This window comes from Sphingobacterium alkalisoli, from assembly GCF_005049105.1.
Lineage (GTDB): Bacteria > Bacteroidota > Bacteroidia > Sphingobacteriales > Sphingobacteriaceae > Sphingobacterium > Sphingobacterium alkalisoli.
The window spans coordinates 171849-187359 of sequence record NZ_SUKA01000003.1 but is presented as its reverse complement, the minus strand read 5'-3'; the positions used below and the strand labels follow the sequence as shown (position 1 = coordinate 187359).

Below are 15511 nucleotides of genomic sequence, written 5' to 3'. Positions count from 1 at the left end.
CCAATGAAACTAAAATCTATTCACCATATCGCTATTATTGCGAGCGACTATAACAAGTCCAAATCATTTTATACGCAAATTTTAGGCCTGCATATCCTAAAAGAGACCTATCGCCAAGAACGGGATTCCTATAAATTAGATCTTGCATTGAATGGTCAATACATTATCGAATTATTCTCCTTTCCAAAGTACGCCAGCCGTGCTACCCGTCCTGAGGCTACAGGATTAAGACATTTGGCCTTCGTAGTCGACAACGTGGATGAAGCGGTTCAAGAACTCAGATCTAAACACATTCCCGTCGAAGATGTCCGAGTAGATAAAATAACTGGCAAGAAGTTTACCTTTTTTTTTGATCCGGATCATCTGCCATTGGAGCTCTACGAAAGTTAACCGATCAGACTTAAAGTCCACAGAGTCGCTCTAAATGATGGTATTCAATTCCAAAATATGCTTTAGTAGCTTGAAGTTTTGCTAAAATCTCCTGTTGTCTTTTCTCGTTAATTTTTTTCTTGACACCTACTATCAACACATTTTTGGGCGTATGTGCGTCTGCTATAAACTGCAGCACTTTGGTCTGGTAACCGTAATACTCTAAAATCAGCGCGCGGATACCATCTGTCAACATCTCCGCATGGCGCTCCAAAAAGATACCATATTGCGTCATGAAATCTAGATCGTTCACTGTCTTTACTTTTTCAAGTTGTCGTCTTACCTGTTTATGGCAGCAGGGGGCTACAACAATTAGGTCTGTCTCATTGGTTATTCCTTTATATATGGCATCATCTGTAGCGGTATCACAAGCGTGTAGGGCAATCAATACATTTGGTTTTTGTATAGGATTAAAATCTTCAATCGTCCCCTGTACAAAAGATAGCTTATTGAAATCACACTTCTCCGCAATCGTATTACAAAGAGACACCAAATCCTCCCGATACTCGACACCCACAACAGAAGCAGGTTTCTGCAGCTCATTATTCAGATAATCATAAAGTGCAAAAGTCAGATATCCTTTTCCCGCACCCATATCGACCACATTCAACACTTTTTCAGACGCCAGTTCTTTCAACATCGAGCTCAGTATTTCGATATAATGATTGATCTGGCGCCACTTATCCTGCGCGTTTTTAAACACCTTTCCCTCAGCATCCGTCAAACGCAATTCCGCTAGGTACTTTTTAGAAGTCGAACCGATCTTCCGCTCCTTTTGATGATCATGCGAAAGACTGTCAACCTTAGTAGCTGTAGGCTGTTCCGATTTAAGAGTCCATAATTTTTTTTTATTCCATTGACAAATCGCATTTTCCTTTGCTGTGAACAATGTTCCCACACGGAATCCACGCTCATGCAAAACAGCTGTAATCTGCTCAATTGCTTCGTCTACCATAAAGTTTTTAGTAATATCACGTGTTTTGTAGCGGTAGGTAAACGAGAGTTTAAACACCCGCTTAATTAAAACCGGCTTTACATATATGTTTTTCAACTCAGGTTCTACACCATTATAATCACCTAACGAAAGCTTAATGAAATCCTCTGCTTGAATACTGGATTGAATCTGTTCTATAAAATTTTGATATGCAGTCATGCTATTTTTTATTGCTTCAAAGGTACGATTTATCGAATTAACAAATTACCTTTGCTATTATGCGAAATCCGACTATAAAAGCTGTTTTTTTTGATATCGACGGCACGTTACTGAGTTTTAAAACGCACGAAGTTGCAGCGTCTACAGAAGAATCAATAGAACAATTACAAGCTAAGGGAATAAAAACTATACTTTCTACGGGGCGATCAATTAATAGCATTGACCATGTAAAATATTTGAATTTTGACGGATATATCACGTTCAATGGCGGCTATTGCGTCACCAAGGAAGGGCATATCCTTTTCCGTCAGGCTATCGATCCGGCGGATATTCAATCCGTTTTAGATTATGCCAAGACAAATTCAATAAGTTTTTCGTTCATGTCCGAAAAGCATATTACCATATACGACGTTACACCCGAAATTGCAGGAATGTATGCGCATCTCAATTTACCGGTCCCCCCGTTGGTTGATCTCAATGATGTGGATGTAGAAGGAGTCTTGCAAACAAATATATTCTTGGGTCCCGACGACGAGCAGGCATTCATGGAAAAGGTCATGCCCAACTCTGTTGCCTCACGCTGGACTCCCCTGTTTGCAGATGTCAATCCAAAAGAGCAAAGTAAAAAAGTAGGTATCGATATTTTCTGTAATCACTTCGGTATTGATTTGCAGGAAACAATGGCCTTTGGAGACGGTGGAAATGATATTACCATGCTACAGCACGTTGCCGTAGGTGTAGCGATGGGAAATGCCAACCCAGAAGTAAAGGAAATTGCCGATCACATTACGGATGATGTCGATAGTGATGGTATTTGGAATGCATTAAAGCACTTCGGAGTTTTATAGTATAAAAGGAGCTTGAATCTAGCTAAGCTTTCTTTATGCTATAATATGCATTCAATACAATTTCCAATTGTTGATCTTGCGTTAGGTTAGAGTTATCTAAGATGAGGGCATCCTCTGCCTGTCTTAAGGGGCTCTCTTCGCGTGTGCTATCGATATGATCCCGATGACTAAGATTTTCTTGAACCTCTTCCATTGTTACGTCTTCCCCTTTAGCGGTTAGCTCAGCATACCTTCGCTCGGCTCTTACGCTCGGACTGGCCGTCATAAATATTTTTAGATCGGCATCCGGAAAGACCGTAGTTCCTATATCACGACCATCCATTACGATATTGCGTCGACTCCGTAATTTTTGTTGCTGTGCGACCATCGCATGTCGAACTTCCTTGATGGCGCTCACCTCACTTACTTTTTCGGATACGGCCATCTGACGAATTTCTTCCGAGATATCGTCACCATTCAATAATATCTGTGTTTGCGCTGTATTGGGAACAAAATCAATGTGAATGTCTGCTAAAGCCTGTAAAACCGATTCGGTATTATCCATATCTACCTTATTCCGAAGAAAATAGAGGGTTACCGCGCGGTACATCGCTCCGCTATCTACAAACACAAAATGCAACTTTTTCGCCAGCGCCTTTGCAACGGTACTCTTACCACAGCTGGAGTAGCCATCTATTGCGATAATGAAATTATGTCTTGTCATTTTTTAATTCATTCCTCCAATTAGAACACCAGGTTTATTTACGATTGGAATTTTTGATAAATTTTCATCGACTATACTTTCCGGAAGAAAAATATATTTTTTATCGTATATCGTACCACCGATATAATAACTCACCCAATATTCATTAGTTAGGCCAAATACCGCTTCATCGATAGCTTCGATCTTAGCCGCTGTCTTTTCCCTTATATCTCCAAGAAAATGACGTAAAATCGTGGTTTTAACCTGCTTCCCATCCTTTTCACCATAGCCCTTGGAGCTTACCAATACATGGGTTAATGGGATGTTTTTTTCATTAATAAGATATACAATCCAGTTTTTAACCGAAGGTGTTTCACCCTCTAAAACAATCGCGACTGAAATGTCTGCAACAATATTTTCAGGAAGATCTCTTTTCATTCGTAAAAGTTACTTCTTGAGCTCGCCTACCCTATTGAAATCGGGTTTTGCCCGATTGATCATTCATGTAAGCGACACTCTTTATCTATTTCTTTTTTGCCGTTTTAGTGGGGGTTTTACGCGTAGTGGTCGCCTTCTTAACTGTTTTGCCTTTAGCACCTTTAGCCGATTTGGCTTTAGGATCATTTTCTGCCCATTTTAAAACCTCTTCGTACGTGACTGCACTTACGTCTGTTCCTTTAGGAATTTTTAGGTTTTGTTTTCCAAAACGAACAAAGGGACCCCAACGGCCATTTTCAATTCGAGCTTCCGGATTTTCATCAAATACGCGGATTATTTTTTCGATATCTTTCTGGCGTTTTTCCTTGATGATATCGATTGCCTGCTCCTTCGACACATCCAATGGATCAAAGCCCTTTGGCAAAGAATAGAAAGCAGCGTTGTGGCGTATGTACGGTCCAAAGCGACCTATCGCCACCGTCATTTCTTTCTCTTCAAATTCACCCACTTTTTTCGGTAATTTGAAGAGCTCCATTGCTTCCTCGAACGTGATTGTCTCGATCATCTGTCCTTTACGTAAGGAAGCAAAGCGTGGCTTTTCTTCATCTTCTGCGGTACCGATCTGTACCAAAGGACCAAATCTTCCTACCCGTACACTCACCGGTTTTCCTGATACGGTATCCACACCAAGTTCCCGTTCATGCGTGGCACGTTCGGCATTTTCCAAGGTATCTTGCACCTCGCTATGGAAAGGAATATAAAATCCTTCCAACATATCTGTCCATTCCTTATTTCCCTGAGCGATCTCGTCAAATTCCTTTTCCACGTTTGCTGTGAAATTGAAATCTATAATACCCTTGAAATGTTCTACGAGAAAATCATTCACCAACACACCGATATCTGTAGGGAACATTTTATTACGCTCCGCTCCTGTCACCTCGGTTTTAATAACTTCACTAATCTCTCCCGTATTTAAGGTTAAAACAGTAAACTCGCGGACCTTTCCTTCCCGTTCTTCTTTTACGACATAACCTCTATTCTGTATAGTGGAGATCGTAGGTGCATAGGTAGAAGGTCGTCCTATACCAAGTTCTTCCAGTTTTTTCACTAAGGATGCTTCCGTGTAGCGGGCTGGTGGGCGAGAGAATCGCTCCGTCGCGCTCATTTCATTCAATGTAAGCGGCTGTCCTTTTTCCAGTGGTGGCAATAGGGTGTTGTCCGAATCATTGTCCGTAGCAGCATCCTGATCGTCGTCGGTAGATTCAAAGTACACTTTCAGGAATCCATCAAATTTCATTACCTCCCCAGATGCTGTCAGTTCCTCTGCTCGTGTCGATATACCGACTTTAGCAACCGTCTTTTCAAATTCGGCTTCCGTCATTTGAGAAGCAATAGCGCGCTTCCAGATCAATTCATAAAGGCGTGTCTCTGATGCATCGCCTTCGATTGTATGCTCCGAGAAGTACGTAGGACGAATAGCCTCGTGTGCTTCCTGGGCACCTGCCGATTTAGTTTTATATTTACGTAGCTTATGGTATTTCTCACCATAGGCTTTCAAAATTTCCTGTTCTGCAGCCTGAATAGCCGTATCCGATAGATTAACCGAATCGGTACGCATATAGGTGATACGCCCCGCTTCATATAATCGTTGCGCTACCTGCATAGTACGGGCAACTGAAAATCCCAATTTACGGCTAGCCTCCTGTTGTAAGGTAGAAGTTGTAAAGGGGGCCGAAGGTGTTCTTTTCGCTGGCTTTTTCTCTAAGCTATTGATCACAAAGGATGCATCTAAGCAGTCCGTTAAAAAGCGAGAGGCCTCTTCTTTTTTCTCAAAACGTTTAGAAAGTTCAGCTTTAAAAATTTCCTTACCCTTACCTGTATAAAATATAGCAACTATCTTGTAAGCAGCTTCCGCATTAAATTTATTGATTTCGCGTTCACGATCTACGATGAGACGGACCGCTACGGATTGTACACGTCCCGCAGATAAGGACGGTTTTACTTTGCGCCATAATACCGGCGAAAGCTCAAATCCAACCAAACGGTCTAATACACGGCGTGCCTGCTGCGCATTTACGAGGTTATAATCAATTTTACGTGGACTATCTATAGCTTTTAAAATCGCAGGCTTCGTGATTTCATGAAAAACAATCCGCTTCGTGTTATCTTCTTTTAAACCTAATGTCTCAAATAAATGCCATGAAATAGCTTCTCCCTCGCGGTCCTCATCGGATGCTAGCCATACCATCTCTGCAGCTTTAGCTAATTTCTTTAATTCACTGACAATAGCCTTCTTATCAGAAGGAACCTCATATCTTTGTTTAAACTTATTTTCCGTATCGATGGCATCATCGCCTTTCACTAGATCACGAATATGTCCGTAACTAGACTTTACTAAAAAATCCTTTCCAAGATATCCTTCTATCGTTTTTGCCTTTGCCGGCGACTCTACTATCAGTAAATTTTTAGCCATTTAATTGTTATGATTTCTGCAAATATTAATATTTCAAAATGGAATGGCAATAATTTTTAACATTAATTATTTAAAACATGTTCAAAAACTCCAATGTTTGAATACGACATCCAATAAAAAGAAGAAGGCAAAGACAACTGAAGCCACTCCATTTGTTGTCATAAAAGCGCGATTCACCCTACTTAGATCCATAGGACTTACGATACGATGTTGGTAAATAAGCAGAAGTCCATAAAAAGCGACACCTATATAATAAAACAATCCCACTGTCGTAAAAAATGCCGGTAGAATGACAAAAGCAAATGAAAAGATGTGCAAGACCTCTGAAATTCGCAAGGCAGTGTGTGAACCGAAATTTGCAGGAATAGAATTTAATCCATTGGCTCGATCAAATTCTTCATCTTGCAAAGCATATATAATATCAAAACCCGACACCCATGTCAAAACAGAAAGCCCAAAAAGAACGGGAACCATAGCGAAGCTACCGGTTACTGCTAAATATGCACCGACGGGAGCCAGTCCCAATCCCAATCCCAGCACCAGATGGCACAGAGGAGATATTCTTTTCATATAGGAGTAAAACAACACGACAAACAGCGCAACGGGTGATAGTATCAGGCACATCGGATTAATAAAGTAAGTCGCCGTCATAAAAACAACGCAATTTATAACCGTAAAAAGAAGTGCATTTCTAGGACTGATCTTTCCTGCCGGAATATCGCGTACCGCAGTACGTGGATTCAGCGCATCAATATCCCTATCTAGGTAGCGGTTAAACGCCATTGCCGCATTCCGCGCAGTCACCATACACAACAACATAAGTAAAAATAAGCTCCACTCAAAATGGTAATCCGTGGTACTAGTGGCTAAGAAAAAACCTATAATCGCAAAAGGCAATGCAAAAATACTGTGTGCAAACAACACGAGAGACATGTACTTTTTCATGCGTATCTATTATTCTTTGATAATTTGTATTCCATCGGTATTCATGAGGTATTCACTGTTGCGTCGTAAGCTCGTTATTAACCCAGCTTGACTGATTAATTGTCGTATCGCTATTTAATTATAATCCAGCGGTACTTGCAGATTAATAAAAGTCTATTCAGGAATATGGGTCGGTAAAATAAAATTCTTATTGATATCATTAATTGTCAGCAGTATCTCTTCTGTCCCTGTTTTTTTCTCTGCCGATGTTACAAAGTGAGGAGGCACCTCTTCGAACCAATTCAGCAGCGCTCGTTTAAACTTGGAGACGTTTTGATCTGACTTTATGCCCGATTGCTTGTCTGCTTTAGTAAATGCAAGCATAAACGGCAGTCCTTTTTCGCCCAGCCAACAGCAAAAATCCAAATCAATTTTTTGCGGCTCGAGTCTACTGTCTATCAATACAAATACACACTGCAGATTTTCGCGACGTGTGAGGTAGTGACGGATGAACTTGCTCCATTCCGCTCTATTCTTCTTAGAAGTCTGTGCAAACCCATAACCAGGTAAATCCACTAGATACCAGTTGTCATTAATGATAAAATGATTTATTAACTGCGTTTTCCCAGGCTTTTGTGAGGTTTTTGCGAGTCCCTTTTTATTGGTCATCGCATTAATCAAAGAAGATTTCCCGACATTCGACCGACCGATAAAGGCGTATTCCGGAAGATTTGATTCCGGTAATTTACTTACTTCTGTATTGCTACATACAAATTCAGCGGATTTTACAAGCATATACAAAGGTAAGATATTATAAGGAATTTTATTTATTTTAGCCGGCTAATCTACTTCTTCATGTTAGACATAAGAAATATCACCAAGCAATATGCAGATCACCTTGCGTTAGACGATGTATCGTTATTTATACCCAACGGGATCATATTTGGTTTATTAGGTCCAAATGGAGCCGGAAAAACCTCTCTCATCCGTATTATCAACCAGATTACAGGGCCAGATTCCGGACAGATATATTTTAAAGGCGAACCCCTAAGTCCTCACCATGTTAGTTCGATTGGATACTTGCCAGAAGAACGTGGATTGTATAAAAAGATGAAAATTGGAGAGCAAATGATTTATTTAGCGCAATTAAAAGGCTTAAATAAAGCAGAGGCCCGAAGAAGAATCCAATATTGGTTTGAAAAATTGGAGATGGCTTCGTGGTGGGATAAAAAAGTTGAAGATCTTAGCAAGGGAATGCAGCAGAAAGTTCAATTCGTTGCCACCGTATTGCACGAACCCGAGTTAATCATACTTGACGAACCTTTCTCCGGATTTGACCCGGTCAATGCGCAGATTATTCAAGATGAGATTTTAGAACTTAACAAAAAGGGAACGACAGTCATCTATTCTACCCATCGCATGGAATCGGTCGAAGAGCTATGTGATCATATTGCCTTAATTAACAAATCCAAGAAAATATTAGATGGACCGGTAAAGGAAATTAAAGCAGCCTATAGAAACCAAACCTATAGCATCGACTATATTCCGAAGAACAGCGATAATATGTTTTTAGAAGACAATACCTTATATCAGGTGCTTTCTCAAAAAAATACCGAAGAGTACCAAGTTAAGATAAAGCTTAATGAAGGTGTTAGTTTAAACGATGTTATCTTAACACTTGTGAATCATTTATTTATCCACGAAATACATGAAATTATTCCATCTATTCATGATATTTTCATTGAAAAAGTCACCTCTCCATTAATAGCCGCTCATGCATAAAATTCGACTAATCATCCAGCGAGAATATATCACCCGTGTGAAAAAACGTTCTTTTTTGTTGACTACCTTTTTGGTGCCGTTATTCTTTATCGGTATGTATATTGGGGTGATCTTTCTGACCAAAAAGAGCTTTGACGATACCCATGCCATTGTATATGTATTCGATCAAGAAGGTACAATTGCTCCGGGTTTAGTGAATACAAAAAACCTAACATACACCCACTCTAACCGTGCGTTGCAGCATCAGATCGATAGTTTAAAGGGATCCGAGAACAATACAAATATACTCGTGATACCTTCCGATTTCTTTAAAACACGCAAAGTTGAGCTGCTCTCTTCCGGAAAACCAAATGTCGTAACCCAAAAAGAGGTTGAGTCGCAGCTGGGAGAGCTAGTCAGAAATCATGCTTATCAAAAATTGGGAATCAACACCGATAGCATTAAAAATATTAAATCGTCGATATCGATTAATGCAAAAGAAATAACAACGGATGGAGAAACTCGGGATAGTAATACGGAAATTGCAATGGGGATTGCATTAGCATTATCTATACTGGTATACATTTCCCTATTTTTATACGGTTCCCAAGTAATGCGAGGGATTATCGAGGAGAAGAGTAGTCGGATTATTGAAGTTATTATATCTTCCGTCAAACCTTTTCAGTTAATGATGGGTAAGATTATCGGTATTGGAATGGTCGGGCTGACCCAATTTGTACTGTGGATATTCTTATCGCTTATCTTAGCAGGGGTCGCTTCTACATTTTTAGTATCCAAAGAAGATTTGATGAGCCAGATGACCCAAAAAGGAATACAAAATGAATCGCTGTCCCAGGTTACTTCCTCCTCATCGCAAATGGAGCTTTATTCTACACTACAGTCGATTAATTTTTCTGAACTTATTATTTGTTTCTTTGTGTTTTTTATAGGCGGATACCTGATCTATAGTGCGTTATTCGCAGCGGTAGGGTCTGCTGTGGATAGCGAGACAGAAGCTTCTCAGTTCACTATGCCTATTACAATGCCTTTGTTGCTGACCTATGCCTTATCGTTTGGTGTGCTGATCAATGATCCACACGGCACGATATCGATGTGGCTGAGTTTTATACCCTTCACCTCGCCTATCGCCATGCTGGTGCGCGTACCGTTTGGCGTCCCGGTCTGGCAATTAGTTGTATCTGCCTTATTATTGATCGGTGGATTTGTACTCACAACATGGTTTGCTTCCCGTATTTACAGAGTGGGGATCTTAATGCATGGCAAGAAAGCTTCTTATAAAGAACTTTTGAAATGGTTTCGTTATAAAAACTAAACTTTAGTAGCCGATCCAAATTATTCCACTCCAAACTATTCCACGGTCAACTCTCCAAAAAACTCGGGGCGGTGGAAGTTTGGCGTAGGGTGGTCGATCATATTCCAAGCTATAAAATGAGGCGTTGGAAGTCCGTCTCCACATTTATAAAAATTAGCATGTAATGTTTTACCGCTCCATTCCGTATTGCTAAAAATGGCTTTTGGTATCTGTAGAATCAGGTTCCATTTCTTTTTTCCGTTGATTTTGCGGACAGAGGTGTATGTATTAACCTCGTCAACCACTGTTGAATCCAGTCTTCTCCGCTCAGATTTTACAGCGGGACCATATCCGATAAGACCTGTCCCCAGTATATTAAACTCAAAATTATAATACGTTTGTTTATGATCCAGGGAAATAAAAAATTCGACACAACTATCTTCCCATACATTTTCATTAGATCGAGTATACTGTGCCTTTAAAAACTCCTCCTCCACCGCATAGTGTAAAATTACGAAAGAATCGGTGTGTCCGATTTGAAACTCGGCAACGGGACTGTAAGGGAAATCAACTTTCCAAGGAGATGCCGCTATTGCATTCCAAGAAAGTTCTTTTATTTCTTTCTGAATCGAGAAGAAATCTTTTCCGTTTATCTCGTTCAATTTTTTTACAACAAGTGTAGACATAAGTTGGTGTTCCTGTTTATTGTGCGACCAGACTAAGTTCTAAAATATTTTTCAATTCTTCCTCATGCTTTTCCAATTCATCTACCAATTTAAATTGTGCTTTAGCCCGTATGAGGTTATGATCCGGATAATATACTTTATAATAGGTGTCTCCATCAATATAATCCGTCAAGAAGCGGACGGCCTGCATATAAGGCAATAAGAGTACACCATACATGAGCGATTCAATTTCCTTGTCTGTCAAAAATTCCTTTGCTTCGCTCAGGTATCCTTCGGCATAGGCTTTAAACAACGGAATATTTAAGACAATCTTTTCCAGATTTTTCTCGTCTTCGGCAGCAGAATTGATTATCGTCCGTATCGCATCACCAAAGTCATACGCTATATATCCAGGCATCACCGTATCCAAATCGATGACACATTGCACATTGTCGTTTTGGTCCAACAGCACGTTGTTGAATTTGGTGTCATTATGAGTTATCCGCAAAGGTAATTCCCCATTATCGGCCAAATCCAATATACGGCGCATCTTAGATTCACGCTCAAATATGTAATGCAACAAGTCTTGTACGTTTTCTACCCGGTTGGCTTTATTCGTTGAGATGGCCTCTTTGAGATTTTGAATCCGGAAATCGATATTATGAAAATTTGGTAAGATTTCCACCAGCTGTGTTGCATCCAAATCAGATAGCTGCTTTTGAAACTGGCCAAATGCCAGTCCGCCCGAATAGGCCTGTTTTGCGGTTTCTACGATATCATAGCTTTTGGTATCTGCCAATAAAATAAATAACCTCCAATAGCTTCCCTCCTCATCCTGATAATACAGTTTATTATTCTTCGTTGATATAATGGTCAATGTATGCTTATCGATGTCGGAAATGCCGTTCGCTCTGAACTGATTCTTTAGATGTGTAGTTACCAGATGGATGTTATTCATCAAACTAGGAATATCTTTAAAAATATCGTGATTCACACGTTGCAGCAGATACGATTTCTCTCCCGAATTTCCGGTAGCCAATTTAAAGGTATCATTTATATGTCCAGACCCAAATCGCTTAGCATCAGTTATTACACTATTTAAGTCAAATTGTTCTGCTATTCCTATAATCTTATTAAAATCGTAAATTGACATGGAATTTATTAAGGTTTAAAATTTCCTAATTTCATTTTGCAACGCAATATCCATAATTACATGCATTTTCAAAAACAATTTCTTCAATCAAACGATTGCACATTTTTTCGTGTTAACACAAAAACATTCCTATACTCTAATATAGATTTAGTAAATTAGTGGAGTTGAATCAACTCTAACATATTCTATGATTACTGAGATAGTTATTATCCTCGTTTTAATTTTATTTAATGGTGTTCTTTCTGCTTCAGAGATAGCGATAGTTTCAAGTAGGAAGGCTAGACTGCAGGCTGCAGGAGAAACAAATCCAGGGGCAAAAGCAGCACTTAGATTGAAAGAGAAACCCAATAAATTTTTATCTACTGTTCAAATCGGGATTACATTGATTGGTATCCTGACCGGTTTTTTTTCCGGAGGTTCAGTGTCCACGTACCTATCGGGCGTATTTGACCAAGTCCCGATTATAGCACCGTATAGTGATCAGTTATCTGTTATTTTAGTCGTATTAGTCATTACTTATTTATCTTTGGTCATTGGCGAATTGGTGCCTAAGCGTATAGGCATGGCGATACCAGAGCGATACTCTGCTATTATTGCGATACCCATGACTATTTTGAGCAGGATCGTGAGACCATTTGTGTGGTTATTAAGTATATCTACTGATTTTCTTGTTAAATTAATGAATATCAAGGTTTCCAAAAATACCGTCACCGAAGAAGAGATTAAAGCATTGGTGGATGAAGGTGTGGACAGTGGCGTGATCGAAGGATTCGAGCACGATCTAGTAGATCGATTACTTACTATAGGCGACAAGCGCGCTATCAACATGATGGTGCACCGAAGTGACATCACCTATTTAGATTTAGAAAATACCTTCGAAGAGAACAAAAAGACTATTGTGGAAAGCGAGCATACAGAGTATCCGGTATGCGATGGCAATTTTGATAATATTAAGGGTATTGTACACACCAAGACCCTACTGACAAATTTTATTAATGGCACCGAGATTCAACTTGAAAAATTAGTTCAACCTATACCATTTGTCAATGAAAATAGTAGTATTTATACTGTATTAGAGGTACTTAAAAACGCACAAGTGCTGCAAGCCATCGTGATAGATGAGTACGGTAGTCCTCAGGGTATCATTACCATGAAAGATATATTAGCAGGACTTGTTGGAAGCTATGACGCCGAAAATGAACCGAAAAATAAGTTATTCCGACAACGTGAGGATGGCTCCTATATGTTAGATGGTCGTTATCAGTTAGACGACTTCTTCGAGAAATTTGAAATTGGTCTGTCGGAGGAGGACGAGGAAGAGATTGGAAATATCACCACCGTAGCCGGATTGGTCTTCCTATTACTGGATCACGTACCCGCCGAGGGGGAGATCATTAACTTTAAAGGTTATCAGTTTGAGGTGATCGATATGGATGGCAATCGGATTGACAAGATCGCTTTTACCAAAATTGAAAACGAAGGTGATACCGAGGCCTTCAATATAGATTAATCTAACTGTTTCTCAATAATGGCTATTAGGTCGGACCGCAATAACAAGCCACTTTGACGCCACGTTTGATTACCGTTTTTAAATAGAATCAGGGTAGGTACACCCTGTACCTTAAAATTTGCAGCTAGCGGTTGATTTCGATCCACATCAATTTTGATTACCGTTAGCTTGTCGCCAAAATGTGTCTTCACTTCTTTAAGAATAGGTGCCAAGGTCTGACAAGGGCCACACCACTCCGCGGAAAAATCTACTAATACGATCGTGTTCTTTTGAATAATTTCATTAAAGCTAGCCATTTCTACTGATTTTCTTTGTTACAAAAATAAGGATATTAGTTATCAATAAGGAACACACAGTTCCTCCAATTGTTCAATATCACCATCAAATAAATTCAAATCGACATTTCCCTTTATACCGGCCACACTGCCTTTCTCCGAAAATTGCCAAAAATTCCAATGTTTCTTGGGGCGTTCTACCCAAAAATTATAGTTGGCAATCCATAACGTATAATCTGCAAACTCATGCTCCAAAAAATCGGTGAAGTAGCTATCACCCGAATAGATAATAGGCCTCACTTTATAATGAGATTCTACGGCATCCAACCACCTTTTTAGCCCTACTTTTAGGCTATCCATAGGTTGTCGTCGAGGTCGTTCTTCAATATCCAATACAGGGGGGAGATCTCCGGGAGTTAAATTCACTGTTTTAATAAAATTTCTAGCCTGTTTTACAGAGTTCTCGTTTGGCCGAAAATAATGGTATGCACCCCTGAGCTTCGCCCTGCTTTGCGCGCTCTTCCAATTCGACTTATACCGTTTATCTACACCTTTCGTGCCCATCGTAGCTCGAATGAATATAAAGTCAATGGGAAAGCGATCATTGATCGTATTCACACTCACCCAGTCAATATTTCCTTGGTATTCGCTGATATCGATACCAAATACCCTGTCATCAAATTTAGACATCAGGTAAATATTTCGCTCATTGTGCTTATCGTTTTCTTTACTATCACTGGTATAGCCGCTCTCGAAAATATTCTTCACAAAGAAGCGGATTCCGCCCCGGTAATAATAAGCCGTGAAAAGGAGAATAAGGCCAGCCGGAATAACAATACTCCACAACAGGTAAATCCGTTGTATTTCTTTATCCGATTTTTGTTTTTTCTTGACTGTTCTCCTACTTTTCGTCATATTGCGGTGAAATTAGTGTATTTCTAATTTATTGACAAACTATAATTTTTGGAATGAGAATTTATAATCCCAAAGACTGGCTAAATACCACACTCTATTTTCACACCTCCGTTATTTTCAAACGGTTACTTCCCTATCTCATTATCAGTGTATTTTTTTCATTGGGGATCGCCTATTTGGAGCTAGAATACCTCAAGTTATCCGATAAAAGCTGGATCAAGAATATCACCATCGTACATAGTTTATTAGGATTTGTATTGTCCCTATTATTAGTATTCCGTACCAATACAGCATACGATCGGTGGTGGGAGGCGCGTAAGCAGTGGGGAAGCTTAACAAATACCAGCCGCACGTTAGCTTATAAAATGAATGCGATACTTGATGTCGACGATAAGACCAGTCGTAGTTTCTATCGCAAGTCAATTCCTTTATATGCCGAGACACTTTACAATTTTCTGCGTTCGGATTATACGAAGTTTATGTTAGACGAGGTAGATCATCCTGAGTTAAAAAGCTTGGACGACAAGAAACATGGTCCTAATCAAGTGGCATCATTGATTTTTAAGAAAACGAACATTTTATATAAAGAAGGAAAGATCAGTGGCGATCAATTTATTATCATCAACCAAGAGCTTACCGATCTGACCAATATCTGCGGAGCCTGCGAACGCATAAAAAATACGCCGATTCCCATGTCGTATAGCTCGTTTATTAAGATCTTTATTATTCTGTATACGGCGACGTTGCCGATCGGATATGTTTTTTCCATAGGGTATTTTGTCACAGCAGCTGTACCCTTTATTTTTTACGTACTGGCAACTTTAGAAATGATCGGCGAATCCATCGAAGAACCTTTTGGTGTAGATACAGATGATTTACCGATCGATAAAATCACGGTCAACATAAAAAAGCATACGTATGAGGTATTACTTCCTTAATTAAAAAATAATCAATCTCATTTTCAGGGGATAAA

The 15511-nt window shown here is 39.6% G+C and carries 16 protein-coding genes; 6 read left to right on the top strand and 10 right to left on the bottom strand.

Translation table 11 applies throughout. The annotated features are described in order from the left end of the window. The first annotated feature begins 3 nt into the window (after window positions 1-3). The gene (gene gloA2 / locus FAZ19_RS10410; protein ID WP_136820670.1) at window positions 4-390 is read left to right on the top strand and encodes an SMU1112c/YaeR family gloxylase I-like metalloprotein; all 387 of its coding nucleotides are present in this window, start codon (window positions 4-6) and stop codon (window positions 388-390) included. Window positions 391-400: 10 nt separating this feature from the next. Here gloA2 and FAZ19_RS10405 read toward each other — a convergent pair whose 3' ends face one another. Then, the gene (locus tag FAZ19_RS10405) at window positions 401-1582 is read right to left on the bottom strand and encodes a class I SAM-dependent methyltransferase (protein ID WP_136820669.1); all 1182 of its coding nucleotides are present in this window, start codon (window positions 1580-1582) and stop codon (window positions 401-403) included. Between the two features lie 59 nt (window positions 1583-1641). On the opposite strand from FAZ19_RS10405, the gene FAZ19_RS10400 reads away from it, so the two are divergent. Continuing rightward, window positions 1642-2430, top strand: a complete 789-nt coding sequence (locus FAZ19_RS10400) for a Cof-type HAD-IIB family hydrolase (protein WP_136820668.1) — start codon at window positions 1642-1644, stop codon at window positions 2428-2430. Between the two features lie 22 nt (window positions 2431-2452). Here the strand turns inward: FAZ19_RS10400 and cmk are convergent, their stop codons facing one another. The 5 genes from cmk to yihA form a co-directional block, all read right to left on the bottom strand. After that, window positions 2453-3133, bottom strand: coding sequence for a (d)CMP kinase (gene cmk / locus FAZ19_RS10395; protein ID WP_136820667.1), 681 nt, complete (start codon window positions 3131-3133; stop codon window positions 2453-2455). Window positions 3134-3136: 3 nt separating this feature from the next. Continuing rightward, on the bottom strand, window positions 3137-3550 hold the full coding sequence (locus FAZ19_RS10390) for a hypothetical protein (RefSeq protein WP_136820666.1): 414 nt from the start codon (window positions 3548-3550) through the stop codon (window positions 3137-3139). 85 nt (window positions 3551-3635) lie between these two features. Continuing rightward, on the bottom strand, window positions 3636-6023 hold the full coding sequence (gene topA / locus FAZ19_RS10385) for a type I DNA topoisomerase (RefSeq protein ID WP_136820665.1): 2388 nt from the start codon (window positions 6021-6023) through the stop codon (window positions 3636-3638). An 81-nt stretch (window positions 6024-6104) separates the two neighbouring features. Then, complete coding sequence (locus FAZ19_RS10380; RefSeq protein WP_136820664.1) at window positions 6105-6968, bottom strand: UbiA-like polyprenyltransferase; 864 nt, start codon at window positions 6966-6968, stop codon at window positions 6105-6107. 153 nt (window positions 6969-7121) lie between these two features. After that, on the bottom strand, window positions 7122-7742 hold the full coding sequence (yihA, locus tag FAZ19_RS10375) for a ribosome biogenesis GTP-binding protein YihA/YsxC (RefSeq protein ID WP_136820663.1): 621 nt from the start codon (window positions 7740-7742) through the stop codon (window positions 7122-7124). 60 nt (window positions 7743-7802) lie between these two features. Here yihA and FAZ19_RS10370 point away from each other — a divergent pair, with 60 nt between their 5' ends. Then, a complete protein-coding gene (locus tag FAZ19_RS10370; protein ID WP_136820662.1) occupies window positions 7803-8729 on the top strand; it encodes an ABC transporter ATP-binding protein in 927 nt (308 codons plus the stop codon). Continuing rightward, complete coding sequence (locus FAZ19_RS10365) at window positions 8722-10041, top strand: ABC transporter permease (RefSeq protein ID WP_136820661.1); 1320 nt, start codon at window positions 8722-8724, stop codon at window positions 10039-10041. Before FAZ19_RS10370 ends, FAZ19_RS10365 begins: the two co-directional genes overlap by 8 nt. Window positions 10042-10076: 35 nt before the next feature. Here FAZ19_RS10365 and FAZ19_RS10360 read toward each other — a convergent pair whose 3' ends face one another. Beyond that, complete coding sequence (locus FAZ19_RS10360; RefSeq protein ID WP_136820660.1) at window positions 10077-10706, bottom strand: carbohydrate-binding family 9-like protein; 630 nt, start codon at window positions 10704-10706, stop codon at window positions 10077-10079. Window positions 10707-10722: 16 nt separating this feature from the next. Continuing rightward, window positions 10723-11838 (bottom strand): phosphotransferase enzyme family protein, encoded by a 1116-nt coding sequence (locus FAZ19_RS10355; RefSeq protein WP_229707520.1) that lies wholly within the window; start codon window positions 11836-11838, stop codon window positions 10723-10725. Between the two features lie 187 nt (window positions 11839-12025). Between FAZ19_RS10355 and FAZ19_RS10350 the strand changes: the two genes are divergently transcribed. Continuing rightward, a complete protein-coding gene (locus FAZ19_RS10350; RefSeq protein ID WP_136820658.1) occupies window positions 12026-13348 on the top strand; it encodes a hemolysin family protein in 1323 nt (440 codons plus the stop codon). Here the strand turns inward: FAZ19_RS10350 and trxA are convergent. Next, the gene (gene trxA, locus FAZ19_RS10345) at window positions 13345-13644 is read right to left on the bottom strand and encodes a thioredoxin (RefSeq protein WP_136820657.1); all 300 of its coding nucleotides are present in this window, start codon (window positions 13642-13644) and stop codon (window positions 13345-13347) included. The genes FAZ19_RS10350 and trxA overlap by 4 nt on opposite strands. A 42-nt stretch (window positions 13645-13686) precedes the next feature. Continuing rightward, complete coding sequence (locus FAZ19_RS10340; protein WP_136820656.1) at window positions 13687-14538, bottom strand: glycoside hydrolase family 25 protein; 852 nt, start codon at window positions 14536-14538, stop codon at window positions 13687-13689. Between the two features lie 53 nt (window positions 14539-14591). On the opposite strand from FAZ19_RS10340, the gene FAZ19_RS10335 reads away from it, so the two are divergent. Beyond that, window positions 14592-15476, top strand: a complete 885-nt coding sequence (locus tag FAZ19_RS10335; protein ID WP_136820655.1) for a bestrophin family protein — start codon at window positions 14592-14594, stop codon at window positions 15474-15476. The last annotated feature ends 35 nt before the right edge of the window (window positions 15477-15511 follow it).

Excerpts from the sequence above, each read along its gene's own strand:
- yihA (WP_136820663.1), bottom strand. The coding sequence starts at position 7,742 with ATGCTTGTAAAATCCGCTGAATTTGTATGTAGCAATACAGAAGTAAGT.
- FAZ19_RS10400 (WP_136820668.1), top strand. The coding sequence starts at position 1,642 with ATGCGAAATCCGACTATAAAAGCTGTTTTTTTTGATATCGACGGCACG.
- FAZ19_RS10360 (WP_136820660.1), bottom strand. The coding sequence starts at position 10,706 with ATGTCTACACTTGTTGTAAAAAAATTGAACGAGATAAACGGAAAAGAT.
- FAZ19_RS10380 (WP_136820664.1), bottom strand. The coding sequence starts at position 6,968 with ATGAAAAAGTACATGTCTCTCGTGTTGTTTGCACACAGTATTTTTGCA.
- FAZ19_RS10390 (WP_136820666.1), bottom strand. The coding sequence starts at position 3,550 with ATGAAAAGAGATCTTCCTGAAAATATTGTTGCAGACATTTCAGTCGCG.
- topA (WP_136820665.1), bottom strand. The coding sequence starts at position 6,023 with ATGGCTAAAAATTTACTGATAGTAGAGTCGCCGGCAAAGGCAAAAACG.
- FAZ19_RS10340 (WP_136820656.1), bottom strand. The coding sequence starts at position 14,538 with ATGACGAAAAGTAGGAGAACAGTCAAGAAAAAACAAAAATCGGATAAA.
- FAZ19_RS10365 (WP_136820661.1), top strand. The coding sequence starts at position 8,722 with ATGCATAAAATTCGACTAATCATCCAGCGAGAATATATCACCCGTGTG.
- FAZ19_RS10335 (WP_136820655.1), top strand. The coding sequence starts at position 14,592 with ATGAGAATTTATAATCCCAAAGACTGGCTAAATACCACACTCTATTTT.
- gloA2 (WP_136820670.1), top strand. The coding sequence starts at position 4 with ATGAAACTAAAATCTATTCACCATATCGCTATTATTGCGAGCGACTAT.
- FAZ19_RS10405 (WP_136820669.1), bottom strand. The coding sequence starts at position 1,582 with ATGACTGCATATCAAAATTTTATAGAACAGATTCAATCCAGTATTCAA.
- FAZ19_RS10355 (WP_229707520.1), bottom strand. The coding sequence starts at position 11,838 with ATGTCAATTTACGATTTTAATAAGATTATAGGAATAGCAGAACAATTT.
- trxA (WP_136820657.1), bottom strand. The coding sequence starts at position 13,644 with ATGGCTAGCTTTAATGAAATTATTCAAAAGAACACGATCGTATTAGTA.
- FAZ19_RS10350 (WP_136820658.1), top strand. The coding sequence starts at position 12,026 with ATGATTACTGAGATAGTTATTATCCTCGTTTTAATTTTATTTAATGGT.
- cmk (WP_136820667.1), bottom strand. The coding sequence starts at position 3,133 with ATGACAAGACATAATTTCATTATCGCAATAGATGGCTACTCCAGCTGT.
- FAZ19_RS10370 (WP_136820662.1), top strand. The coding sequence starts at position 7,803 with ATGTTAGACATAAGAAATATCACCAAGCAATATGCAGATCACCTTGCG.